The following is a 25769-nucleotide window of genomic DNA, read 5'->3' as shown; positions in this document are numbered from 1 at the left end:
GGTTTACTGCCCGAAAACGTTGGTACGCCTCAAACTATATCCCCACTTAAAACATCAATTGCTGTATGCCTACAAACGAAAGAAGAGGATTTAGACAAACTATTACCTTTACTTCCTAATGGAGATCTTACTTTTTCTAACCTTAGCTATTTATACGGAGCAACCCAATTGGCAAAAAAACTAAGACTTAAAATAACCGATTTTGTAATTCTAAAAGAGCTAATCAATATAGATTTTTCTCAATCGCCACAAGCAACACTAGATTTTATTAATGCAGTTAACGATTTTAAAAAATCGCCATTAAAGGCTGCCGAAGTAAAATTTATGCTTAAGCACCAAGCCGTTGATATTGTAAATATTGATGAGAAAAGAAAACAAATTTTAGAAACCCTGCAGAAAGGATATCAGGCAAATATTGATGCCAACAAATCACTTTATGATCCATTACTATCTGCCGAAGAGCAAAAAATAACCTTACAAACAGAATTAGGGAAATTAGCAAATATTAGCGAAGATGACGTTAAGATATTAGTAAACTTAATTGATGCAAATTGGAAGTTTAAATGGATTGATAATACTGGTGTTGAGATAGAAAGCAATAATGATACTGAGGCAAATGTATATCTGGTTGCCAAACTTAGTCAGCATTTTAATACAACTAGTGTAAGCACTGTATTACCTGCCTTAAACACCGCATTAGGCAATGCCAATACTGCAAACGCTAACCAAAATGCAGCAATTTTAGAAATAGAAAATAAACAACAAACTGTTGTATTGGCAGCCAACCCTGCTGATTTAGCTACAGCACAAGCGCAATTAGTGGTTGCAAAAGCAAACGAAGTTATAACTGCTTTAGCTGCAAAAAACGCAAACGAAGCTTTTGAAATTTTACGCAAAAGTTTAGTTGAACTATTTTTAAATCTAATTGCAGGGGCTAAACTTACTTCAAGCAAAACAAATACGCTTCAACAAACACTTTCTTTAGCCTTTAAGGCCGATTTAGAGCTGGTAAAAATTATATTAAAGTATGCTCAATTAAAAAAAGTTGCACCAAATACTGATCTTATTTCTACTATTTTATTGTCTGATGAGCTCAATCAAAAAGTTGGAATTCCTTTAGCTTTACCAACGTTTACCCTAACAACGCCCGCCAAACAACACGCAGCCTTAAACTTATTAAGTAAAATTATACCACTAATAAGTGCTTTTAAATTAAGTAACAATCAAATAGAGTGGTTTTTTAAGAACAATGCAGATTTTGCTTGGTTCCAGTTCGATGATATCCCTTCGGCACCAGCAGAAACAGCAAGCAGCTATGCACCATACCACAACTTTATTGGCATGTATGATTTAATAAATCAGTTTGGCCCTGTAATAAACCCTGCCGACGCCGAAAAGCCTATTTCTATATTTAGTTTGTTAGAAAATTATGGCAAACCTTTAACGGTAACCGCAGCGCAAAAAAATCAGTTTTTTGAACAGTTGGCATTACTTCTAGCCTACGATAAGCAAGATTTACAAGCCGTTGATACTTTACTTTTTCCGGCTGCTGCAAATCTTAAACATTACAATTTGGCTAAAACGTGGCATAGTGTGATTAATTGTATGCAAAGTTTGGTAAAACTAGGCGTTACTGTTTCGCAAGTTGCTGCTTACCTAAAACCCACTTTAACAGCTGCTGATGTTGCAAAACTGCGTACTACCCTAAAATCAAGCTACGACGAAGACACTTGGCTTGAAACCTTAAAGGAAATCATGAATACCATTCGCCCGCAAAAGCGTAACGCATTGGTTGCTTACTTGTTGGCAACAAACCCCGACATGAAAGACGAAAATGATTTGTTTGATTACTTTTTGGTTGATGTGGAAATGGAATCTTGCATGCCATCATCGCGTATTGTGCAAGCACATAGCACCATACAAGTTTTTGTGCAACGTTGCTTAATGGGTTTAGAGCCAAAAGCTGCTGCAGATTTAGAAATAGATATAAATTGGAATCAGTGGAAATGGATGAAAAACTACCGAGTTTGGGAAGCTAATCGTAAAATTTTCCTCTATGCAGAAAATTGGATTGAACCTGAACTACGCGACGATAAAACCTTTTTATTTAAAGATTTTGAAAACGAGTTACAGCAAAGTGAGTTAACAGATTTTTCGGCCGAGCAAGCTTTAGCAAACTACCTTGAAAAACTAGACACCATTGCTTTTTTACAAGTAGTAGCAAGTTATTATCAAACTAATATAAAAACAATGCATGTGTTTGCCCGAACCAAAGGTGGCGACCCGTATTTGTATTATTACCGCAAACTTGAAGCCGAAAAAGCTTGGACACCTTGGGAAAAAGTAGAGTTAGATATAACGGGTAATCATTTAATAGCATTTGTACGCAACAACAGATTGTGTCTAGCTTGGCCAATTTTTTCGGAAGAATTGGACCCAGTTCAAAAAGCAACAATGCCCAGTCCAGCACCTGGTGTTGAGGTAACTTTGGCTAAAACTAAGCGGAAACTTAAAATACAATTAGCCGTTAGCGAGTTTGCCAATAACAAATGGCAACCAAAAAGAGTATCTAGCGATAGCATAAAAACACCCTCTGGCGATTATACAACCGATGAAAATGAATTAAGAAGTGATATATATTACTTAACCTATTTTACATTCCCCGAGATTAAAAGTTTAGCTATTGATAGTGTAATTTGTGTTTTTAAACAAGCACCCAATAATTCAGAAGCACCACAAACCATAAACGGAATATTTAAAATTGCTGGTTGCAAGGGTTATCCAGAATTGATATTTGAGGAAAGTATAGGAGCAAATTTTCCTGATTTTTTACCCGATTTTAATGATACTAAATTTATTAAACAAAGATACATTGAACAAAATGAGGTTGCAGGTGAGGATTTATCAGTTAAAAATGGGGTTACTTTCTTTGATTCTAGTAATTATACCCAACTTTTAGCAAATACACCGGGCAGATTTAGAATTTCTTACCCGCATCAGTTTACAAAAATTGATTTGGTATCGCTTGTTTTTCAGTTATTATCAAATCTTACCAATACTGCACAAACCAATACCTCTTATTATGGAAGAGATAAAAGAAATAAATTTAAAATACCTATGGGTACATTACTACCCTATTTTAAAGAAGACAGCAAACATGCTTATGTAATTATACCAGGTTACTATAAAAAAGGAGATATTAGAGATGGTTTAGTAGGTAATGATTTTACCGATATTGAGAAAAAAACGGCTTCAGATGTACTTAAGCTAATTGATGATATTGTAAATTTCTTCAATAAAATGAAATTAAAATATCAAGCCATAATAACTCCTCCACCTGTTGATAATATTGCCTTTATTCAAGAAATTAGTGTAGACCCAGAATTTAACAAAATAATTGATGAACTAGGTGTTTATGAAGAGTTTGATGTGCTATATACCTACTTAATTGGACAAAGCAGCAATACCATAATTGATACTATATTAACAGACCTTAAAAGTAAGCAAGGTTTAGAATATGGAGAGCAATTTAAAAATTTGTACCACCCTTTAGTTTGCCCATTAAGAGCCGCTTTTTATAATAAGGGTATTCCCGAGTTAATGAAAAGGAAAACTCAAATGCAAAAAACAGACTTCGATTTTAAAACTTATTATCAACCTAATGGTAATGTAATCCCGCAATCGTTAACCGCATTTCCCGATGGAACTAAAGATTGGTCGTACCCTATTGAAGATGTAGATTTTTCTAAAGAAGGAAGTTATAGTTGTTACAACTGGGAATTGTTTTTTCATATGCCATTAATGATTGCTACTCGCTTAACCAAAAACCAGCGATTTGAAGAATCTATGACTTGGTTTCACTATATGTTTAACCCAACTGGCGCATTAGATGGTACTGCCCCACAAAAATATTGGGTTACTAAACCGTTTTATTTAAACCAAGATGCCGATTATATAAGCCAGCGAATAGATACCATATTGTACAATACGGCCAACCCTGCTTTTACCAATAAAACCGATTTAAATTTTGCTATTTCACAATGGAGAGAAAAACCTTTTAGACCTGATGTTATTGCTAGAAGCAGGCCAGTTGCTTACCAAAAAGCTTTGTTAATGAAGTATTTGGATAATTTAATAGAATGGGGCGACTATTTATTTAGACAAGATACTATGGAATCTGTTGCGCAAGCTACCCAAATGTATATTTTAGCCGATAAGGTTTTAGGACCAAAACCTAGAACGGTACCACCAGTAGTGAAACCTCCGTACCAAACTTATAACCAAATAAGAAGTAATTTAGATAGTTTTGGCAATGCATTGCTTGATTTAGAAAACATTATTCCAGATTTTGCACTTTTGCCCGAATCTGGAGACGAATTACCAGCTAATCCAGTAACATTATCTTTGCTTTATTTCTGCATACCGCAAAACGATAAAATGTTAGAATATTGGGGACGCATTGCCGATAGGTTATTTAAAATACGCCATTGTCAAAACATTGATGGTGTTGAACGTAGCTTAGCCTTATTTGCACCACCTATCGACCCAGCTATGTTAGTTAGAGCTGCGGCTTCTGGTATGGATATTTCATCGGTAATTGCTGGCTTAAACGCACCTGCCCCTTTTTATAGGTTTAATGTACTTTCGCAAAAAGCAAGCGAACTGGCACAAGAAGTTAGAGGGTTAGGTAGTTCATTATTAGCAGTTTTAGAGAAAAAAGATGGCGAAGCAATGGCTTTGTTACGTAGCGAATTAGAAATGAAGGTTTTAGTTTCGGTAAAGGATATTAAAATCCTTCAAATAAATGAATCTAAAGAGCAAATTGAAGTTTTAAAAAGAACTAAAAAAGTTACCGAAGAAAGACAAAAATATTACGAAGACATTGAATATATAACCTTACTAGAAGGCACTACTTTAGTTTTAAATGGATTATCTATAATAGGATTTACCATAGGTTCTATTATGGAATTGGCTGCTGGGGCAGTTGCTTTGGCACCAGACGTTTCAGTTGGTGCAGCGGGTATTGGTGGCTCGCCTGTAGCTACTAGTAAAGTTACAGGTGGCGAGCAAATTTCAAGTTCTATAAGCACATTTGCAAAAGCAATTTTGTTAGGTTCGCAGGTGGTAGATAAAGTAGCCGCTGGTATTTCAACCATGGGAAGCTACGAGCGAAGAAACGATGATTGGGAGCTTCAAGAACGCTTAGCTACTAAAGAATTAAAATCTATAGAAAAACAGATTTCTGCAGCCGAAATCCGTAAAGAAATTGCCGAAACAGATTTAAAAAATCACAATATACAAATTGATAATTCTAAAAAAACGGACGAATTTATGCGTTCTAAATTCACCAATAAAGAATTGTATGATTGGATGATAGGACAAATAAGTTCGGTGTATTTTAGTTCGTACAAACTAGCACATGATTTTGCAAAAAAAGCAGAACGCAGCTACAAGTTTGAGTTAGGAAACGATGATTCTTTTATTTCGTACGGTTATTGGGATAGTATGAAGAAAGGTTTGCAAAGTGCCGACCATCTAATACACGATATTAAGCGAATGGAAACAAGTTATTTGGATAAAAACAAAAGAGAGTACGAGCTTACAAAACATGTTTCTTTAGCTATGTTAGATCCTTTAGCTTTAATAAGATTAAGAACCACTGGCATTTGCGATTTTGAAATACCTGAAGTGCTTTATGATATGGATCATCCAGGGCAATATTTTAGACGGCTAAAATCAGTTAGTGTAAGTATTCCTTGTATTGCGGGTCCATATACATCAGTAAGTGCTAAACTATCGTTGGTAAATAACAAGTACAGGAAAAATACAAATCCTGATAATGCAGCAACAACTGGCTATGCAGAAGACCTTGGCAATGATGAACGTTTTATTTACAATATCGGTGCCATACAATCTATAGCTACCAGCAATGCACAAAACGATAGCGGTGTTTTTGAACTAAACTTTAGAGACGAACGCTACCTACCATTTGAAAACACTGGAGCTATAAGTAGTTGGAGATTAGAGTTGCCAGAATTAAAACAATTTGACTATAACACCATATCTGATTTAATAGTACATGTAAAATACACCGCCAGAGAAGGTGGTAGTAGCTTAAAAAATGCTTCAAACACTATTATAAAAGAACAATTAGAATTGATGAAACAAGGTCTATCACAAGAGGGTTTACACATTGCATTAAACATGAAACACGATTTGCCTAATCAGTGGCATTTATTTAAAAAAGAGGGAACCATTAATTTAACCATTGATAAATCAAGGTTACCATATATGGTTCAACCCTTTAATACGGCAGAGATTGAAAGCGTATTATTTGTAGCAAAAGTAACAGGTAACCCAGCTATGTTTTCATTAAATGTGGATACAAATCCACCAATAAATCTTTCATTTATTGCAAACTTAAAGTTAAACCGAGGTAAAAGTGATGATATAGTTATTGATACACCTTTCATGCTTTCGGTTTCAAACGCTAATAGGTTACTTTTAGAAGAGATAGTGATGGTAATTAAGTATAAATTTTAAAGTTTCATTTTAATCCACTTGATAGCTTTTTTGCATTTTTTACACGTGATAGTTCATATAAAAAATGCAAAAAAGCTATCAAGACAATGCACAACGACAAACAATGAAAGTGAAGATTGGATGTGCAAATAAAAAGTGAAGATAAAGTTAAGCGACATTTTTATGGCATACTACCTAGAATTTAAATTCCTAGTTTGTCACTTCGACGCAGGAGAAGTCACATTTTGAGGATTTATTGGTCTCATATATAGTTTAAAACTATGCACTTTAGTGCATTTACCTTTCAGGTTCTAAAAACTTAAACACAAATTTCACTAATTATCACTAATTAATTTGTGTAAATTAGTGAAATTCGTGTTGAACATATTGCATCTGGCAGACTTTCAGTCTGCAAAACCAAATCTATGGACTTTTAATCCATAGTGGTTTAGTTTGTACAATCTTAAAAAAAGAAAGGGTCTTTTCATCTTTAGCATCATAATCAATACTGGTCGTGTAGATATCTTTAATTTTCTGATAAAAGAATTTTTCAGAAAATCGTATTTCTCTAATGCGCCCTTGCAGTTCGTCAAAATAATTCATCGAATTACCCAATTTAAAACGATCATCATTGAGCGCAAAACCTTTTACAATATATTCTTTCAAACGTTGCGTTGCCCAAATTCGGAACTGAGTTCCTTGTTGCGATTTGACACGATAACCAACTGAGATGATAACATCAAGATTGTAATGTTTAACATCATTTTCTTGTGTTTTTCCATCTATTGCTCCATGCTGTGAGGTTAGTCGGAAATTCCGACATACCACTTTCTCTATTAATTCTCCTTCTTCAAAAACATTAATAATATGCTCTGTAATAGTAGATCTTCCTTTACCAAAAAGCAAAGCAATTTGCGCTTGTGTCAACCATACCGTTTCTTCATCAAGTCGAACATCTACTTTTATTTTCCCTTCATCGTTGGTATAAATTAGTATTTCACTGTGGCTCATATATTGTATACTATAATGGTTTACAAAAACTTTCAAACAAATTTAATTATTTCTGTTTATTATATGGTATTTTTATTCAGTTCCTTTCGGAAATAAAGCTATTGGGATGTTCTTTAAATTTTTATCATTACTACGCACCGTTTTGTCACTTCGACGCAGGAGAAGTCACATTTTAATGATTTATTTACAAACCAATACCTGACAGTTTTTTAAAACCGTCAGGTATAATTCGCAATTTGTATTATAGTAACCTTAAGTAAGTTTATCTTTTAAATTTGCATATCCAGCCACTAAAAATTTGGAGTTTATAAGGTTTAACTACCCATTTTTTGTCACTTAGATACAGGAGAAGTCACACTACAGATTTAAATTCAGTCGTCAAACAGAAATATTCCAAATAATGAGGCTCTAAATATTCTTTAATGTCTTCCGCAAAGCGGTTTTAATTTTTCTGCAATTAATTTTTCAAATATGTTTAAATATGCAGAATATTCAAACCTCTTAAATTCAATGACTTTAATTGTTATTTTATAATTTTTATTTCTTGCATATTCATATAATTGTAAGCCTTGTGTACTATTGTTTTCATAATATCCTAAATGTTGACAAATTCGCCCAGTTATATTAGTTAAATTTTTAGATTTAGTATAGCCTCCTTGTCTTATTCCAACATACAAAACATTACTGTTATCATTTGTATTTGTTGCTGGTACTTTTTTTAGCTTTTGGATTCTATATGCATCTAATTCTTTTTTTAAATCCTCAGCTACTTTTTCATTATCAAGTTCAAACCAATACAAACAATGGTTTTCTTGGATTTCATTAGGATCTTTAAAAATTGGTATTAATTCACCATAATTATTTATAAATTTTGTATAATTTTTATGGTCAATTAATTGATTTGTGTTGAATTCTAATTTATGATAATATTCATCATTATTTTTGTTTTCATAAATTGTTTGAACATAACTAGTTAATAACTCATTAATTTCATTAATCTGTCTATCAATATTTATAGTCTTCATCTCTTGATATATTATTAGGCACTCTTACTATACAAATATTTCTGAAACCCAATAAATGTATTTCGAATACTGTCAATTCCTCCTAAATTAGCTGTAGAATCACTTATAGATTGGTATTTAAGCATCAATAATTGTGGTAATTTTTCCTGATCTAATTCATCAACACCAGTTTCTATATATTTAGATAATACAAAATTTAAAAACTCTTGGTGTTTTGTGTCTAAATCTAAGTAGAAACCTTTTTTAGCTAATTCCACACGTTCGGTTCTTAGAATAGGAGTAATGTTATAAGCTATATATTCTAATACATCAAATAAGTCACTTTTTTCAGCTTCTATAAGTTCTTGCAAACTCAATAATATATCTTTACTGTAACCAGCAATATCTAATTTATCTAAAAAAGATTTTCTTGTTATTGGATTTGACCAAATGGTTCTTAGTTCTTCTTCATTACTGAAAAATTCAGGCAATTTTCCAAATAAGTTTTGTATAAACTGTTCAGCTGAAATAGGTTTCCCATCTGCATTCCAGAAGGAAGTAGACATCATACTTTTGATACTTCTTTCTTTACCATCAGCTAGTTTTATTTTTATTTTCTCGCGCTTCAGCTTCGCAATAGGCTCTTGTGGTGGTTCATTTACAATGCCTGGTTTCGGTCCATTTCCTCCTATTATTGGTTGATTTGGTTCTGGTTCTATAGGTTCTCCATCCCATTCTGGGTCAAGGAAGTTCTTATAAGCATCTACATAGTCATAGATTGTGAAATAATCTTTGCCATCAAACATTCTTGTGCCACGACCTATAATCTGTTTGAATTCTATCATTGAATTAACTGGACGTAACAAGACTACATTTCTAACATTTCGGGCATCAACTCCAGTAGAAAGTTTTTGAGAGGTAGTTAAAATGGTTGGAATTGTTTTCTCGTTATCTTGAAAATCTTCGAGGTATTGTTCTCCCTTTGCGCCATCATTAGCTGTTACTCTTACACAATAGTTTGGATTTTTGCTGTTACTCAATTGGTTTATCAAATCTCTAACAGCTGCTGCATGAGCTTGATTAGCACAAAAAACAATCGCTTTCTCATTTGGGTTTGCATCGTCTAGATACAACTGTATCCTTTTTTTCTCTCGTTCTTTGATTTCAATAATTCGATTAAAATCTCCTTCTTTGTAAACCTTTTTTTGATCTATTTCACCTGTTACAACATCATCATCGTCGGTGTAAACATATTCGTCAAGAGTCGTTTGTATTCTTTTTACTTTAAAAGGAGTTAGGAAACCATCATTTATACCTTCTTTAAGTGAATATATGTAAACAGGCTCACCAAAATATTTATAGGTATCAATATTGTCTTTTCGTTTTGGTGTAGCGGTTAAACCCAATTGAAATGCTGGTGAGAAATACTCCAAAATTCTTCTCCAATTCCCTTCATCATTTGCACCACCACGATGGCATTCGTCGATAATAATAAAATCAAAAAAATCTTTTGGATATTCTCCAAAGTAAGGTTCTGGATTGCCATCAGTATCTGTACCACTCATAAACGTTTGAAAAATGGTAAAGAAGATACTCCCATTTGTAGGTACTTTACCTTTCTTTTTTATTTCTGAGGGTTTAATACGAACCAATGCATCTTCTTGAAAAGCTGCAAACGAATTAAATGCTTGGTTGGCTAATATATTTCTATCGGCTAAAAATAATATTCTAGGACGACGAGAACCGTCTTTTTTTAAGTTCCAACGAGATTGAAATAACTTCCATGCAATTTGAAAAGCAATAAATGTTTTCCCTGTTCCTGTAGCTAAAGTTAAAAGAATTCTATCTTGATTGTTAGCAATGGCTTCCATAGTTTTGCCTACTGCATTTTCTTGATAATATCGAACTCCTTTTGTACCTCCAATTAATTCGAACGGAATAGCATTAAATTTATCTCGCCATGCATTGGTTTTTGCAAATGTCATTTGCCATAATTCTTCTGGAGTAGGAAAGAAGCTAACCAGTCTTTCGGTTGCGGTTTCCATTTGAATGTGGTAAATCTCTATACCATTTGTGGCATAAGTATTTTTTAATTGCAAACGAAACGCATATTCTTTGGCTTGCATGACACCTTCGCCCACTTCTAACTCGTCACTTTTTGCCTCAACAATAGCCAGTTTAATGCCTTTATACACGAGAATATAATCGGCAATAATTGGCTTGGCTCGTTTGCCACCTATTTGAATACGTCCTGCGGTAATGTGGTATTCACGGAAAACTTTACTATCTTCAACAATACCCCAACCACTGGCTTTAAGCTGTGGATCGATTAGTTCGGCTCTTGTTTCGGCTTCGTTCATAAATGAAGTAGTATAAATAAAAAAAGTAACCCAATTAGGTTACTTTAATGCAATGGCATCATTTGTTTGAATTACTAAATCCTCTTTTACCAATTCAGTAACATCAACTGTAGGTAAAAAGAATTTATTAAAAGCAGTATTTTCGGTTTTAGCATGTAAAACACCTCTTATTGTTCCTACTGAAAGCATTACCATGTGTATTGCTATTGCTTTGGGTAGTTTCAATTCTTTAGTTTCAGTATTGAATAAATTATTCCAATCCTCCTCAATAATTTCAAAATAGCAACCTATTTCTAATACCAAAAATGGGCCTTTTTCTTGACTGAAATTAATTGTCAATAAAACGGTTACTATTCTTTTTTCAGTATTAAAACCAAAACGAAGACCTGTTCCCAATTCTATATTTCCATTGCTTTCATCAAAAGCACTTTCAATAATTGCAAATTGCTCTGTAGTTATTCTTCGCAATCCAAAACTGATTTGTTCTTTCTTTTCCATTATGCTGCAAGTGCGTAGTTATTCTCTCCTGCTTGAACTTTCACATCTACTCCTGAATAAGGAGCAGATGTTTTTACTGGAGCTACAATTATATTTAATCTTTCTAACCAATAATTGCTATTGTATTGAACTGTTTTTGTCGATTCTATTTTAGGCACTTCAATTAAAGTGATCCCTAAAATACGACCTATTTTACTAATCGTTTCTATTTGTAAATTCTCTTGTCCTCTCAATAGTTTGTTTACATATTGAGCAGAACAACCCATCGCTTCAGCCAATTCTACTTGGCTTTTCGGATAGATATTGGCTTTTTTATTAGCGCTTAAAGTAGAAGCTACTCTAACAGCAATGCTAAAAGAAATATCCAACCAATATTCGTTTTCTTGGCGCCATTTGGCTTTTTCTAACCAACCAGAGTCTTTTTCTGAAACGTGTTTCAAAAAGTTTTCGATGTTTTTGTTTTTTTCCATAACTAAAAGCATATTTCAAAGAATGATTCATTGTCATAAACTCCAATAGTTTTTAAATAATCTCGACATTGAATGATTTTATTTCGTTCTTCTTTACCGTGATCTCTATCTTCTATGTTTTGGGTTAATTTAATCATTCCTCCTGTTATAACATAAAGGTCTTGTTTATCTTCTTCTGTGATTTTTAAGGCATACAGTCGTAGCCAACTTTGTTTGGCTTTTTGGTGTGGTAGTATAGCTGTTTTGTATTCATTATTGTATAAATTAGCAAAAAATTCGTTCAATTGGTGTGGATTTGCTTTAGCCAAATCTAGCATCCTTTTTCTAAACTTTTTTACTTGTTCTCTTGTCTTTTCAACGGCTTCTGCAATAGAAAATTCTTCTTTTAAATCGGTTTCATTTTCTTGAAAGAATTCAAATAGAAACAATGGATTTTCCCAGTCATCAAATACACGTCCCAACTCATCAAATTCCCCATTAGGAAACTGAAAAGCATATAGATTGGGAACAAATGTACTAACTATTTTCATAAAATCAACCTGTAAGTTTATTTTTTTACTAATTCAACCCTTTTACTCGTTAACTCCCCACTAAACGCCTTTTGCAAAACACTCTTCTTCAACTCCTCTAAATCCTGCAATTTTTGCACATAAACCGCTTCTAACTTCTTGGTTTGCTCTCTCAACGCATCTAGTTTTGAAACTATAGTTTTTTGGTCTTTTAGGGATTTTGGGAATGATATTTTTATACTTTTAACTTCACTATCAGTTACAGCAGGATAACTAGCTCCTTTTTGTAATTTCTCCATTTGTTTATTAAAACTGTTTGTTAAAAGAAAATAGAATACCAAATTATTATTTAGCATTTCTTTGGCTCTTAAAACAAAATAACCTGTACTACAAACTTGTCCATCATATTCATCAGTAATAATAGCAACTCTGCTATGTGTTGGTCTTACTGTAGCAAAAATTACATCATTAGCTTTTATACCTTTTCTTGCTCTACTTGGAGCATCTTTTCCTAATAGAATAGTTACATTTTCTATTTCTTTATTTTCTTTGTTTACACTTGATACATCAAGATAAACAAATTCTTTTTCAGGTTGTTTAGTTGGATCAATGGTTTTTGTTTTTTGTAAAACATCACCCAAAGTTTTCTCCTCCCAACCATCACCTTTTTCACTAAATACCCTTTGCAACTCACTTTCAAACAACTCCTTCGCATTTTTTAAATTCTGCTCGGTATTAGCTTTAGCTTTATCAATAGCAGTAAACGCTTCATCTAAAATAGAAACAATGCGTTGTTGTTCTTGGAGTGGTGGTAAAGGAATTGGTATTTTTGAATAATGAGAATATCCATAATTAGGTTGTTGACCAGTAGAATAAGAACTCAAGTTATTTTTAAAATAATCAGTTTTAGTTAAATAATACAAGTATTTATTACTGCCTAAATCATCAAAAAAGCGTAATCTTAAAGTACTAGTATTTAAAATTAGAGTTTCATTATTCAAAAACATAGCAGATTTTCCCCAACTTCCACCTGAACAAGCTGTAACAATATCACCATAATTTATTGTGAAATGTTTATATGTATTATTATATTCATTTAAAGAAATATATTTTTTTGATTTTTTTAAATCTACATCTCCCTCTAAAATATTTGTAACCGTTAAAAATTGGATGCCTTCATTAGTATATTGATGTTTTCTAATTCCAGGACCTTCTTGAATTATTGAAATATCAGATAGATAGCACCAAGTCCATTCTTTGGGAATTAAATAAGGTGCTTCTGAGATAGGATAGATATTTTTATCTCTTTTATCAAGTATTTTTTTTTCTGAAATTAATCTTTTTTTTACTTGAACCAATTCATAAAGTAAACTATTATTGTAACTCATAACATTTCCAAAATTGAGTTTAAAATACTATTTGTTTCCGCATCAAGCGTTTTCATTTCTTGCAAAATAGATTGTGGTGCTCTCAAAGTAGCAGCTTCTTTTTTGTTGGGATTTTTGGCGCTTAAGTCAAAAGTGTTAGAGTCTAAGTTGGCTACTTTTATACTCCAAGAGTTCTCGCTATCGGCAAAGGTTTTTTGCAACTCCACAAACTCGGCTAAATCTTTTTCATTTAATGGGTTGGTTTTACCCAAGTTGCGGTCTAAGTTTAATTGGTAAAACCAAACTTTATCGGTAGGCATACCTTTTTCAAAAAATAACACTACGGTTTTTACTCCAGCACCTGTAAAGGTTCCACCAGGTAAATCTAAAACCGTATGTAAATTACAGTTTTCTAAAAGCATTTTACGTAAACTTACTGAGGCATTATCAGTATTACTCAAAAAAGTATTTTTAATAACTACTCCTGCTCGTCCGCCAGCTTTCATCATTTTTACAAAATGCTGCATAAACAAACTTGCCGTTTCTCCTGTCTTTATAGGAAAGTTTTGTTGTACTTCGGCACGTTCTTTTCCACCAAAAGGTGGGTTGGCTAAAACTACATCATAGCGGTCTTTGTCTTGTATGTCGGCCAAGTTTTCGGTAAGCGTATTGGTATGTATAATATTGGGTGCTTCTACACCGTGCAAGATCATGTTCATAATCCCAATAATATACGCCAACGACTTTTTCTCTTTGCCGTAAAAAGTGGTTTTTTGCAATAGCTCCGCTTCAGTAGTCGAGAGGTTTTTAGAACTTTTTAGGTAATCAAACGCTTCACACAAAAAGCCTGCACTACCCACGGCACCATCGTATATTTTATCGCCTATTTTAGGAGCCACTACTTTTACAATAGTTCTAATCAGTGGGCGAGGCGTGTAATATTCACCACCATTACGCCCTGCATTGCCCATGTTTTTTATCTTGTCTTCATACAAATGGCTCATTTCGTGCTTTTCTGCATGGGTACGAAATCGCAATTCGTCAATGCGGTTAATCACTTCACGCAAGTTATAACCACTTTGTATTCGGTTTTTCAACTCGCTAAAAATTTCGCCTATTTTGTATTCTAAAGTATCAGCACTTTCAGCAGAAGCTTTAAATTTTTTGAGGTAATTAAAGAGTTGGTTGTTTACAAAGTCGGTCAAGTCATCGCCAGTCAAAGCTGTATGATGGTCTATTTTACCATCAGCATCTTTAGGAGCAGCCCAAGTATCCCATTTGTATTCTTTTGCAATAATAGGTTGGTATTCTTTTCCAGTCAATAATGCAGCATTCTTTTTATCTTCTTCTAAATCGTCTAAGTATTTCAAAAACAACACCCACGAGGTTTGTTCTACATAATCCAATTCGCTACCACAACCAGCATCTTTATGAAGTATATCGTCGATATTCTTAAAAGTTTGTTCAAACATATTTTGTTATTCTTATTATAATTTTTTATATGGTTTCAAACTTACCATTTTAAACCCACTTTATCAATTTTATCACTCCTCTATTTCCCACAAATATAAAAACCGCAAAATAAATAATTTTACGGTTTTCCACATTTTGAATATTTTGATTACTATATTTTTTTAATCTTAACTTACTTGTACACCTATAAACCGCTGACAATTTACGCATCCAGTTTGCACAAGCCAATGCTATAAACAACGAAGTGACCTTAAAATATGGTGCGTTCAAACCAACCATTGCCAAGCGCCAAAATATTTTCAAAACACTATTAGAAACAGCTTCCCGCATCAAAGAAGCTGTAAAATCGCAATATGGCACCGATTCGGCAGAGTACAAACTCATCAAAGGTTTGCGTTTTTAAAAATCAATTATTAAAATAAAAGCCACATAGCCGAATATAGTGTCAAAAAAAAGAGGGATTAGCCATTCATAATTTTTTAGATTAATATGTACTGGCAATATAGAACGTTATGTGGTACATAAAACGGCTTTCAAAATCAGGAAAGCCGTTTTTATATCTCACACTATTGAGCAAAGTGGCACGAAGAAGTTTTTCAATGAAAAAATAAGGCAATTAATATTTCAATCACTATCAATATAATTATAATCCATTCTAGTCGAGAACTTTCTCGAACATTTAAAACATCGGTAAAAAGCGTCAGGTTATTTTCTACAATCTGTAATCGATAATCAAGATCCTTGAAACGAGTGTTGATATCAAAATTGGCTTTTAATTGTCGGTTTAGAAAATTCAAATCTTCGTTGTCCCAAACTAAATTGGGGTCGTCAAGAATGTATAAGTTATCTACAATACTATTTTTTACGTTGAGTACTTTACCTATATATTTTAGTAAATTTATTTTGGAAATACTCAACTTACCTCGTTTTTCTAATTCTAGAATATATTCTTTGGAAGAAGTAATCAGCTTGTCTGTTAATACCTCATAATATTCTAAAGCTACTGATTGCCCAATATTGAGCATCACAATTCTTAAAATAGAGGGATTTATTTCAGGAACAGTTACATAATTATTCTTGATAATTACTTTAGTTATTTTTTCGTCTGTCTCAATTTGATATTGTTCGGATAAGTCTAAATCAACATTTTCGGTCGAATAGTTTTTAATAAACCGAATAAACTCTGTTTTTTCTACAGCATCATAATTAGCAAATACAACAACACCATAATCAAAAAGGTATAAATATTTATTATTTTCTAAGGCATAGAATACCTCTGAAGTAGAACCAGAATGCGCTTCTGCCTGAAATTCGGTTCGAAACTTCTTGATGTTAAAGGATTCGGCTATTTGATTGGCTTCAATTCTGATTTGCATTTTTTTATCAAAGATAAAGCATAATCCTGTTTCTAAAAAAAGTTTAGTTTTAAAGAATAGACATTACAAACTAATTTTTGTTCATTTGTATTCAAACGAATTGAATTGAAACCAAGGTATGAGTGATTGTTATTGTAGCGCCGAAAATACATTTGAAAACTGTTGTGAAAACTATCTTCTTGGTACCGAAAAAGCACCAACTGCTCAAGTGTTAATGCGCTCCAGATATTCTGCGTATTGTGTTCAAAATATTGATTATCTAATTCAAACTACGCATACTTCAACACGAAAATTCTATAATAAGCAGGATGTTTTCGATTTTGCTACTCAAAATAAATGGATTAAATTAGAAATATTAAATTTCTCTGAAACCATAGTGGAATTTAAGGCGCATTATTTAGATGTAAATAAAAAACCTCAAATACATCACGAAAAATCTACTTTTAAGAATGAAAATGGAATTTGGTATTATGTAGATGGAGCATTTTTTGATGTTTGATCTTTCTTATTTATTGATAATATTGTCAATTTCGACGAAGGAGAAATCTCAAATGGTGATTCCATTATTTTTAAACATAAAGTGGTATTGCAATTTAATCAATCACAACCTTATTTTTCCTCTTCTTTTTTAACTACTTTTCGTGCCACTTCTATTTTAAATTTTTTACCTTTCATTTTTTCGTCCCGAATATTTTGAAGCAAATCTTTCACTTTTTTAGATTTTACAGCTGCAAAAGAAACAAAATCTTTCACTTCAATTACCCCTAAATCGCCTTTCTCCAATTTCCCTTTTTGAGAAAAGAAACCCACAATGTCAATTTTGTTCAGCTTGGTTTTCTTTCCACCTGAAATGTAAATGGTTTGAAATTCTGGTGCTTTTGGTAGTTGAGATGAATTGTCAACATGTAGAACTGCCATTTTATAATCAATATAATCTAATTTTTTTTCACTTTCGTGAATCAAAACATACGATGTTCCTGAGGCCAACATTCTAGCAGTTCGCCCGTTTCTATGTGTAAATTCGTCTTCTTTTGAAGGCAAATGATAATGAATTACGTGCTTCATTTCTGGAATATCTAGTCCACGAGCCGCTAAATCGGTAGTAATTAAATAGGAAATACTTCCATTTCTAAACTGTATTAAAGCGCGTTCTCGTTCGTCTTGATCCATTCCGCCGTGATAATAAGTGGCATAAATTCCTTTTTCGCAAAGGGTATCGCTAATTCTCTCAGCTGCATCGCGATGGTTGCAAAAAACAATCGCTGACTCGGATTTTAAAGAACAAATCAAATGAAACAAACTTTGTATCTTGTCTTTTTCTTTTGAAATTACTAGTTGAATCGAAAGATTGGTATTTTCTTCTTCCGTAGGAATAAAATCCAAAACGGTTGGGTTGATAACTCGAGTATATTTTGGGATTTCAATATCTGAAGTGGCAGAAACCAAAACGCGCTTGTTTAATTTTGGCAATCTGTTGATAATAAATGACATTTGCTCGTGGAAACCCAATTGCAACGATTTGTCAAATTCATCTAAGATAAGAGTTTCAATAGCATCAAATTTGAAAGTTCCTCTGTCCATATGATCTGCAATTCTGCCTGGAGTTCCTATTAAAACAGCTGGCGGATTGCTTAAATTTTTGATTTCTGTTTCAATAGAATGTCCACCATAACAAACATTTACTTTGAAATTGGTTCCCATTTTTTTCCAGACTTGCTCAATTTGCAATCCCAATTCTCTAGATGGCACAAGAATTAAACATTGAACAGTAGCAATTTCTTCTTGTAGCATCTCAAAAATTGGTAACAAAAAAGCCAATGTTTTTCCTGATCCTGTTGGCGAAAGCAACAAAACATTGGTATCATTTAGAATAGCACTTTGTGCTACTTCTTGCATTTCATTTAGGTTCTCGATACCCAAATTGAGCAATATATTATTGGAATGGTGCTTGTTATTCATTTTGCAAAGATAGTCTTTGAATTACGATATACGAATTACGAATTAGCATTTTTTGAAATCCGTGTTATTTGCGTTCCATTTTTTTATGCAAATCATAATTATTTACTTATTAATTTTATGCAACACAGATTTTAGAAATTTTTAAAATTTCTAAAATCTGTGTCAAAAAAAAATCTACATCTATAGTATATTTAAATTTTTTTGAAATCCGTATAAATCCGTGTTATCCGCGTTCCAATTCTCTATTTAAATAATTATTTTTTTTTAAAATCCGCATAAATCCGCGTTTTTGATTTATCAAATCCGTGTCATCTGCGTTCCGTTTTTTTATTTACATTTGAAATTAAATTACAAAACGTGCAAAATGAGATTATTTATTCTTTCTTTTCTATTTATTACATTCTCAATTTCAGCCCAAAAAGACAATAAATACAAAACTTTTTTCGAAAAAGGAAACGGAAACCAATCAGCCAATTATCAGGAAACTATCGATTATTATAAAATATTAGATACTGATTTTCAAACCATCAAAATGGAGCAAATGGGTTTGACGGATTCTGGCGAATCCTTGCATATAGTGACTTTTAATGCGGATAAAACATTTGATTTTAAAGCGATTCAAAAAAATAAAGCCATCATTTTAATCAATAACGGAATTCACGCTGGCGAACCTGATGGGATTGATGCCACAATGCAATTGTTTCGGGATTTGGCTTTAGGAAAAATTAAAATTCCTAAAAACACCATTATTGTTACCATCCCTATTTATAATATCGGTGGTGCTTTAAACCGTAATTCCACTTCGAGAACCAATCAAAATGGTCCTGAGGAATACGGTTTTCGGGGCAACGGAAGAAACTTCGATTTGAATCGTGATTTTATCAAATCGGATACTAAAAACACCAAAAGTTTTGTCGAAATTTTCCATAAACTCAATCCAGAAGTATTTATCGATAATCACGTGAGTAATGGCGCCGATTATCAATATGTTTTAACATATATTCAAACGCAGCACAACAAACTAGGGAAGGAGTTGGGTGATTTTTTGCAACATAAAATGACACCAGCCATTGTTACGGATTTAAAATCTAAAAAAGTGGAAACCACACCTTATGTAAACATTTGGGACGGTTCGCCAGATGAAGGCTTTGCTCAGTTTTTTGAATCTCCACGCTATACAACGGGTTACACATCACTTTTTAATACAATAGGTTATGTAGTGGAAACACATATGCTGAAGGATTATGCAAAACGTGTTCAGACTACTTATGATTTTATGGTAAGTACAATCAAATATGTAGATCAAAATGTGTCAGAATTGAAATTTGCAAGAACTAAAAATGCCAATCAATACAATCCAAATGAGAAATATCCAATCAAATGGGAATTGGATTCGACGCAAGTTACTAAAATGAATTTTATTGGTTTTCAAAGTGGCTACAAAAAAAGTGATGTCACTTCTGGACAACGATTATTTTATGACCAAACCAAACCGTTCAATAAGGAAATTAATTTTTATCCAGCCTATAAATCGGTTCACGAAGTGGTCATACCTATTGCCTATTTGATTCCGAAATCGCAATGGGAAGTTATTGATTTACTGAAAAATAACAATTGCAACTATTCGGTTTTAAAAAAAGACACCCTAATTGAAGTAGAAAGTTATAGAATTATCGACTACAAAACGGCAACGTCTGCTTATGAAGGTCATTACAATCACAGAAATACAAAAGTGTCAAAATCTATTCAAAAAATAAAATTCTTTAAAGGAGATTTTTTGTTTTCAACATCGCAACCAGCCATCAAATATTTGCTAGAAACACTAGAGCCTGAAGCTATTGATTCGTTTTTTAATTGGAATTTTTTCGATACTATTTTGCAACAAAAAGAAGGATATTCCGATTATGTCTTTGAAGATTTAGCGGCTAAGTATCTCAACGAAAATCCTGAAATTAAAACTAAATTTCAAGAAAAGAAAATTTCTGATAAAGCTTTCGCCGAAAACCCATCAGTGCAATTGGATTGGGTTTACAAAAATTCACCTTATTACGAAAAGGCACATTTGCACTATCCTGTTTATAGAATTTTAGAATGATTTTGAACTTTTTTAAATCACTTTTTCTTCTTCAAATAATAACTTTATATTTTCGTATGAATTTTTTAGAGCTTCTTTAATTTCATCAGAATTTAACCAAGCAACTTTTTCGATTCCTTCTTCGAGTTGCCCAATGGGTGTGCCTTCAAAACTGGTTCTCATTTCAAACCAATGCGTAATTTTTAATTTGTAAACACCGTTTCGTTTGAAAATATGATAGGTTTTTTGCAATTTATCAGCAATGACAAGGTTGGTCACTCCAGTTTCTTCTTCCACTTCGCGAATGGCGGTGTCTTCTATTTCTTCCCCTTTTTCGGTTCCGCCTTTTGGCAAATCCCATTTCCCATTTCTGAAAATAAAAAGTACTTCATTTTTTTTATTATAAACCAATCCACCACCAGCTTTACTTACAGGTATTTTAGCCTTTAAAGTTTTCATAATCTCCTTTTCGTCAGGATGATACAGATACGCTTTGTCCAATTTATTTTGAAAAAAATTGATGATAATCTGATTGATGTCAGCACTTTCCAACAAGAAAAATTTGAAATCAGTTTCTTTTTTGATTTCATTTGTTAAAAAAAGTGGCTTGTCGTTCACAAAAACTTTATACATTTGTATTATGATTTTTAATAAAGATACAGCTAGTCAAACTGCCGAATTGCTTTTGCAAATAAATGCAATTAAATTGAATTCTGAAAATCCTTTTACATGGGCTTCAGGATGGAAATCGCCAATCTATTGTGATAACAGGATAATCCTCTCATTTCCAGCCATCAGAAATTATATTCGAGATGAATTTTCTAAAAACATTGAAAAACAATTTGGAAAACCTGATGTTATTGCTGGTGTTGCTACTGGAGCCATTGGAATTGGTATACTTGTTGCTGAATCATTAGGAATTCCGTTTGTATATGTGAGACCAGAACCAAAAAAACACGGCAGACTCAATCAAGTAGAAGGTTTTTTGCAAAAAGGACAAAACGTAATTGTGGTAGAAGACCTAATTAGCACAGGAAATAGTAGTTTACTTGCCGTTGAGGCTTTGCGTAATGAAGGAGCAAATATTAAAGGCATGGTAGCCATATTTTCGTATGGATTTGAAGTGGCAGAAGTAAATTTTAAAAATGCCAATGTCGATTTATTTACCTTGAGTAATTATGAATGTTTACTAGAATTGGCTGTAGCCAAAGAATATATAACTGAAACAGAACAAGAATTGCTACAAGAATGGAAAAAAAACCCTTCAGAATGGAATGTAGAAGTTTAATGTTTATTTGGTAATTCGGTTAATCGAAATCAGCAAAGTCTAAAAATCTAAGAAGTCTACTAATCTAACAATCTAATTAATGAATTTAGAAAGTCAAAAAGTTACGGTTCAAAAATCGTCAGAATATATTTTTAACGAATTATCACAAGTTAAAAGTTTTGAAAAATTAATGCCTGATACCATTTCAAAGTTTGAAGTATTAGACGAGAATGCCTTTATTTTTGGTTTAAAAGGAATGCCAGAAATTAAATTAAAAATGAAAGAAAAAAAGCCTAATTCTCAAATAATATTAGGTGCGGCTAGTGAGAAATTACCTTTTACATTGACAGCAAACATCTCTGAAATATCAACTGATACTACAGAAATACAACTTTTATTTGATGGTGAATTTAATGCGATGATGGCTATGATGATAAAAGGACCAATAAGTAAGTTTATTGCGACCTTGGCTGAAAATATGGTAAAACTTTAATTATAAATTTTATTTTAATTAATTTAAGTTGCTAGTTATTAATTTAAATCAACCATAGAAGAAGAATCTTTTTTTGTACACAGAATTTAAAAATTTCTAAAATCTGTGTTGAATAAAAATAGTATTTCTATTCTAATTACACTAATTTTTACTACTATTATCAAGTAATTGATTGTGATTTAAATAAAAAATTAACTAGCAACTTAAATTAATAAATCATTGTTATTTCTTTGATTCCAAAAGATTTAACACTATCATCTTCCAACGATACTTCAAGTCTTCCATCAGGATTGACCCTTTCAATAATTCCCATAAATCGTTCTTTGTTCGGATTTTCAAATAAAGTAGGGATGCCTTTTTTGAATAAAAAGCGATGGTATTCTTCCCAAAAAAAAGAAATAGTGTTCTTTTTAATATTCTCTTCGATTTTCAAAACTATTTTTTCAATAATTTCTTCAACATCAAATTCTTTGTTCGTTATATTCTTTAAAGAAGAAGCTTTTGGCAGTTTTTCAAAATTAGTTTGATTGATATTTAGTCCAATTCCAATCACAGAATCAATTTTTTCATTTTCCTTAATACTATTTTCAATTAATATACCCGCAATTTTTTTAGTATCTGACATTATGTCGTTAGGCCATTTAATTTGTAAATAGGGTATTTTTAGAGTGTTTAAAACTTGAATTATACTTACAGTGACTATAACATTTAGATGGAATAATTCATTAATATTCAAGATAGATTCTTTTATTAAAATACTGATAATTAAGTTTTTACCTGATTCTGTTTCCCATATAGAACCCATCTGACCTTTGCCTTTAGTTTGCGTTTTGGCAGTTACAACAGTAAAGTTTTCAAGGCTTTGATTTTGTGATAATCCTTTTAAAAAATCGTTTGTGGAATCTATGGCATCGAGTTTGATTAACTTCATTGTGTGCGTTTTTTGAAACTATTTAGAATTAACATTAATTTACCACCAAATTAAGCACAAAAATCAATAACTTTGTAAAAAAAATATTTTTAAGAAATAGATGGCGAAAAAAGAGATTAATAATGATGTATTGCTAGCAAACATTATCAAAGGAATAGAAGAAGTAAAAGGGAACGATATAGATATTCTTGATTTAAGAGCACTTGAAAATACAGTATGCGATTATTTTGTAATTTGTAACGGAAACTCAAATACACAAGTAAATGCCATTGTAAATTCAGTGCAAAAAGTGGTTTCAAAAGAGCTTAAAGACAAACCTTGGCACGTAGAAGGTGCAGATGTAGCGGATTGGGTTTTAATGGATTATGTTCATGTGGTAGTACACGTTTTTCAAAAACACATTCGCGAATATTATGACATTGAAAGTCTTTGGGGTGATGCAAAAATTACGTCTATTGAAAACAAATATTAAATAAAAATTAAGTATGTCAAACGAGACCAAAAAGAATAATTTCAAGTTCAATCCATGGTGGATTTATATTTTAGTCGCTTCAATTTTCGTATTTATGTGGGCTTCTGGCGACTCAAAATGGGTTGAGCCAACTAAAACTTCCGTTTCAAAATTTTACCAATTTCTAGATTCAAGTCAAATTGAAAAAGTAGTTGTTTACAATAAGAAAACTGCAGAAGTTTTTATAAAAAAAGCTGCCTTAAGTCAAAAAACACATTCCAAACTTCCTAAAGAAGATTTATTGGGAAAACCCAATCTTGGGCCTCATTATGTTTTAGAGATTGGAAACGACGAAATTTTTCAGAACAAACTAGACGAAGCTCAAAAAGCAAACAAAATACTTTCTTACGATTATAAAACATCAGATGATTGGACAGGTATATTATTTAATTTGTTGCCTATAGTTTTGTTAATAGGTGTTTGGATATACATAATGCGCCGTATGTCTGGTGGTGGAGCTGGTGGCGGTGGTGGTCAACTTTTTAGTATTGGAAAATCAAAAGCTAAATTGTTTGACGAAAAAAACGACATTAAAACTACTTTCAAAGATGTCGCAGGATTAGAAGGCGCAAAAGAAGAAATACAAGAAATAGTTGAATTTCTTAAGAACCCAGGAAAATACACAAATTTAGGAGGAAAAATTCCTAAAGGAGCTTTGCTTGTTGGACCTCCAGGAACAGGTAAAACGTTGTTAGCTAAAGCTGTTGCTGGCGAAGCAAAAGTTCCATTTTTCTCACTATCTGGTTCTGATTTTGTTGAAATGTTTGTAGGAGTAGGCGCATCGCGAGTAAGAGACTTATTCAAGCAAGCCAAAGAAAAATCGCCAGCCATCATTTTTATTGATGAAATTGATGCTGTGGGACGTGCCCGTGGAAAAGGAAACTTTTCTGGAGGAAACGATGAACGTGAAAATACATTAAACCAATTATTAACTGAAATGGACGGTTTTGGAACCAATTCCAATGTAATTGTTTTAGCAGCAACAAATAGAGCTGATGTATTAGACAAAGCTTTAATGAGAGCGGGTCGTTTTGACCGTCAAATATATGTGGACTTACCAGATGTTCGGGAACGAAAAGAAATTTTTGATGTGCATTTAGCACCACTTAAAAAAGTAGAAGGACTAGATACCGACTTTTTAGCAAAACAAACACCTGGTTTTTCAGGTGCTGATATCGCTAATGTATGTAATGAAGCGGCTCTTATTGCTGCTCGTTATGACAAAACAGCCGTTGACAAACAAGATTTCTTGGATGCTGTAGACAGAATAGTTGGTGGATTGGAAAAGAAAAATAAAATCATTACGCCAGAAGAAAAGAAAGCAATTGCTATTCACGAAGCGGGTCACGCTACTGTAAGTTGGATGCTTGAACACGCAGCACCATTAATCAAAGTGACTATTGTTCCTCGTGGTCAAAGTTTAGGTGCAGCTTGGTATTTGCCTGAAGAAAGACAAATTGTTAGACCCAATCAAATGCTTGACGAAATGTGTGCTACTATGGGTGGACGCGCTGCGGAGAAAGTGATTTTTGATAAAATTTCGACTGGTGCTTTAAGCGATTTAGAAAAAGTAACCAAACAAGCTCGTGCTATGGTTACCATTTATGGGTTGAATGATAAGATTGGTAATATAACGTATTACGATTCTTCCGGGCAAACAGATTATAATTTTTCAAAACCATATTCTGAAGAAACAGCTCGGACAATCGATCAGGAAATATCAATTATGATTGAGGAGCAATATCAAAGAGCTATTGCAATACTTCAAGAAAATAAAGACAAATTGAATCAACTTGCAGATATTCTTATTGAAAAAGAGGTTATTTTTAAAGATGATTTAGAAACAATTTTTGGAAAAAGACCTTTTGATAAAGAGGTTTTGACAGAAATTGTTTAAAACTTCGTTAATAACAAACTTAAAAATCTTAATCTAAATACTCGTTT

19 protein-coding genes and 1 pseudogene are annotated in these 25769 nt (G+C 32.6%); 8 read left to right on the top strand and 12 right to left on the bottom strand.

All coding sequences use genetic code 11. From position 1 onward, the window contains the following. The first annotated feature begins 324 nt into the window (after window positions 1-324). On the top strand, window positions 325-6543 hold the full coding sequence (locus RMO70_RS16890) for a neuraminidase-like domain-containing protein (protein ID WP_409025070.1): 6219 nt from the start codon (window positions 325-327) through the stop codon (window positions 6541-6543). Between the two features lie 408 nt (window positions 6544-6951). Here the strand turns inward: RMO70_RS16890 and RMO70_RS06115 are convergent. The 8 genes and pseudogenes from RMO70_RS06115 to RMO70_RS06080 form a co-directional block, all read right to left on the bottom strand. Beyond that, window positions 6952-7533, bottom strand: a pseudogene (locus RMO70_RS06115) (virulence RhuM family protein); the annotation flags it as partial. A gap of 419 nt (window positions 7534-7952) precedes the next feature. Beyond that, window positions 7953-8558, bottom strand: a complete 606-nt coding sequence (locus RMO70_RS06110) for a hypothetical protein (RefSeq protein ID WP_310555542.1) — start codon at window positions 8556-8558, stop codon at window positions 7953-7955. A 14-nt stretch (window positions 8559-8572) separates the two neighbouring features. After that, the gene (gene hsdR / locus RMO70_RS06105; RefSeq protein ID WP_310555541.1) at window positions 8573-10897 is read right to left on the bottom strand and encodes an EcoAI/FtnUII family type I restriction enzme subunit R; all 2325 of its coding nucleotides are present in this window, start codon (window positions 10895-10897) and stop codon (window positions 8573-8575) included. 39 nt (window positions 10898-10936) lie between these two features. After that, on the bottom strand, window positions 10937-11395 hold the full coding sequence (locus tag RMO70_RS06100) for a hypothetical protein (RefSeq protein ID WP_310555540.1): 459 nt from the start codon (window positions 11393-11395) through the stop codon (window positions 10937-10939). Next, on the bottom strand, window positions 11395-11865 hold the full coding sequence (locus tag RMO70_RS06095) for a helix-turn-helix transcriptional regulator (protein ID WP_310555539.1): 471 nt from the start codon (window positions 11863-11865) through the stop codon (window positions 11395-11397). The genes RMO70_RS06100 and RMO70_RS06095 overlap by 1 nt, the downstream gene beginning before the upstream one ends. Window positions 11866-11867: 2 nt before the next feature. After that, window positions 11868-12395: a hypothetical protein gene (locus RMO70_RS06090; protein ID WP_310555538.1), complete on the bottom strand. Its 528-nt coding sequence runs from the start codon at window positions 12393-12395 to the stop codon at window positions 11868-11870. 17 nt (window positions 12396-12412) lie between these two features. Further along, on the bottom strand, window positions 12413-13762 hold the full coding sequence (locus RMO70_RS06085; RefSeq protein WP_310555537.1) for a restriction endonuclease subunit S: 1350 nt from the start codon (window positions 13760-13762) through the stop codon (window positions 12413-12415). After that, on the bottom strand, window positions 13759-15213 hold the full coding sequence (locus RMO70_RS06080) for a class I SAM-dependent DNA methyltransferase (protein ID WP_310555536.1): 1455 nt from the start codon (window positions 15211-15213) through the stop codon (window positions 13759-13761). The genes RMO70_RS06085 and RMO70_RS06080 overlap by 4 nt, the downstream gene beginning before the upstream one ends. Before the next feature lie 245 nt (window positions 15214-15458). Here RMO70_RS06080 and RMO70_RS06075 point away from each other — a divergent pair, with 245 nt between their 5' ends. Next, window positions 15459-15617 carry a hypothetical protein gene (locus tag RMO70_RS06075; protein ID WP_310555535.1) on the top strand — a complete coding sequence of 53 codons (159 nt, stop codon included), beginning with the start codon at window positions 15459-15461 and terminating at the stop codon, window positions 15615-15617. Window positions 15618-15810: 193 nt separating this feature from the next. On the opposite strand, the gene RMO70_RS06070 is transcribed toward RMO70_RS06075, so the two are convergent. Next, on the bottom strand, window positions 15811-16590 hold the full coding sequence (locus RMO70_RS06070; protein WP_310555534.1) for an RMD1 family protein: 780 nt from the start codon (window positions 16588-16590) through the stop codon (window positions 15811-15813). Between the two features lie 118 nt (window positions 16591-16708). On the opposite strand from RMO70_RS06070, the gene RMO70_RS06065 reads away from it, so the two are divergent. Beyond that, window positions 16709-17089, top strand: coding sequence for a YchJ family metal-binding protein (locus tag RMO70_RS06065; protein WP_310555533.1), 381 nt, complete (start codon window positions 16709-16711; stop codon window positions 17087-17089). Between the two features lie 110 nt (window positions 17090-17199). Here the strand turns inward: RMO70_RS06065 and RMO70_RS06060 are convergent, their stop codons facing one another. Next, complete coding sequence (locus tag RMO70_RS06060) at window positions 17200-18549, bottom strand: DEAD/DEAH box helicase (protein WP_310555532.1); 1350 nt, start codon at window positions 18547-18549, stop codon at window positions 17200-17202. Window positions 18550-18913: 364 nt separating this feature from the next. On the opposite strand from RMO70_RS06060, the gene RMO70_RS06055 reads away from it, so the two are divergent. After that, window positions 18914-20644, top strand: coding sequence for a M14 family metallopeptidase (locus RMO70_RS06055; RefSeq protein WP_310555531.1), 1731 nt, complete (start codon window positions 18914-18916; stop codon window positions 20642-20644). A gap of 12 nt (window positions 20645-20656) precedes the next feature. On the opposite strand, the gene RMO70_RS06050 is transcribed toward RMO70_RS06055, so the two are convergent. Continuing rightward, on the bottom strand, window positions 20657-21256 hold the full coding sequence (locus tag RMO70_RS06050) for an NUDIX domain-containing protein (protein ID WP_310555530.1): 600 nt from the start codon (window positions 21254-21256) through the stop codon (window positions 20657-20659). A 7-nt stretch (window positions 21257-21263) separates the two neighbouring features. Here RMO70_RS06050 and pyrE point away from each other — a divergent pair, with 7 nt between their 5' ends. Together pyrE and RMO70_RS06040 are read left to right on the top strand one after the other, a co-directional pair. After that, window positions 21264-21911, top strand: a complete 648-nt coding sequence (gene pyrE, locus RMO70_RS06045) for an orotate phosphoribosyltransferase (RefSeq protein WP_310555529.1) — start codon at window positions 21264-21266, stop codon at window positions 21909-21911. Window positions 21912-21990: 79 nt separating this feature from the next. After that, on the top strand, window positions 21991-22383 hold the full coding sequence (locus tag RMO70_RS06040) for an SRPBCC family protein (protein WP_310555528.1): 393 nt from the start codon (window positions 21991-21993) through the stop codon (window positions 22381-22383). Between the two features lie 208 nt (window positions 22384-22591). Here RMO70_RS06040 and RMO70_RS06035 read toward each other — a convergent pair whose 3' ends face one another. Next, window positions 22592-23314, bottom strand: coding sequence for a biotin--[acetyl-CoA-carboxylase] ligase (locus RMO70_RS06035; RefSeq protein ID WP_310555527.1), 723 nt, complete (start codon window positions 23312-23314; stop codon window positions 22592-22594). 100 nt (window positions 23315-23414) lie between these two features. Between RMO70_RS06035 and rsfS the strand changes: the two genes are divergently transcribed. Together rsfS and ftsH are read left to right on the top strand one after the other, a co-directional pair. Further along, window positions 23415-23786, top strand: coding sequence for a ribosome silencing factor (rsfS, locus tag RMO70_RS06030; RefSeq protein WP_310555526.1), 372 nt, complete (start codon window positions 23415-23417; stop codon window positions 23784-23786). 13 nt (window positions 23787-23799) lie between these two features. Further along, entirely contained in the window at window positions 23800-25722 is a 1923-nt protein-coding gene (gene ftsH, locus RMO70_RS06025; RefSeq protein WP_310555525.1) for an ATP-dependent zinc metalloprotease FtsH, read from the top strand. Window positions 25723-25769 lie beyond the last annotated feature (47 nt).

Source organism: Flavobacterium sp. (genome assembly GCF_031422135.1).
GTDB lineage: Bacteria > Bacteroidota > Bacteroidia > Flavobacteriales > Flavobacteriaceae > Flavobacterium.
The sequence above is the reverse complement of the archived record's forward strand: the minus strand, read 5'-3'. Positions and strand labels throughout refer to the sequence as shown.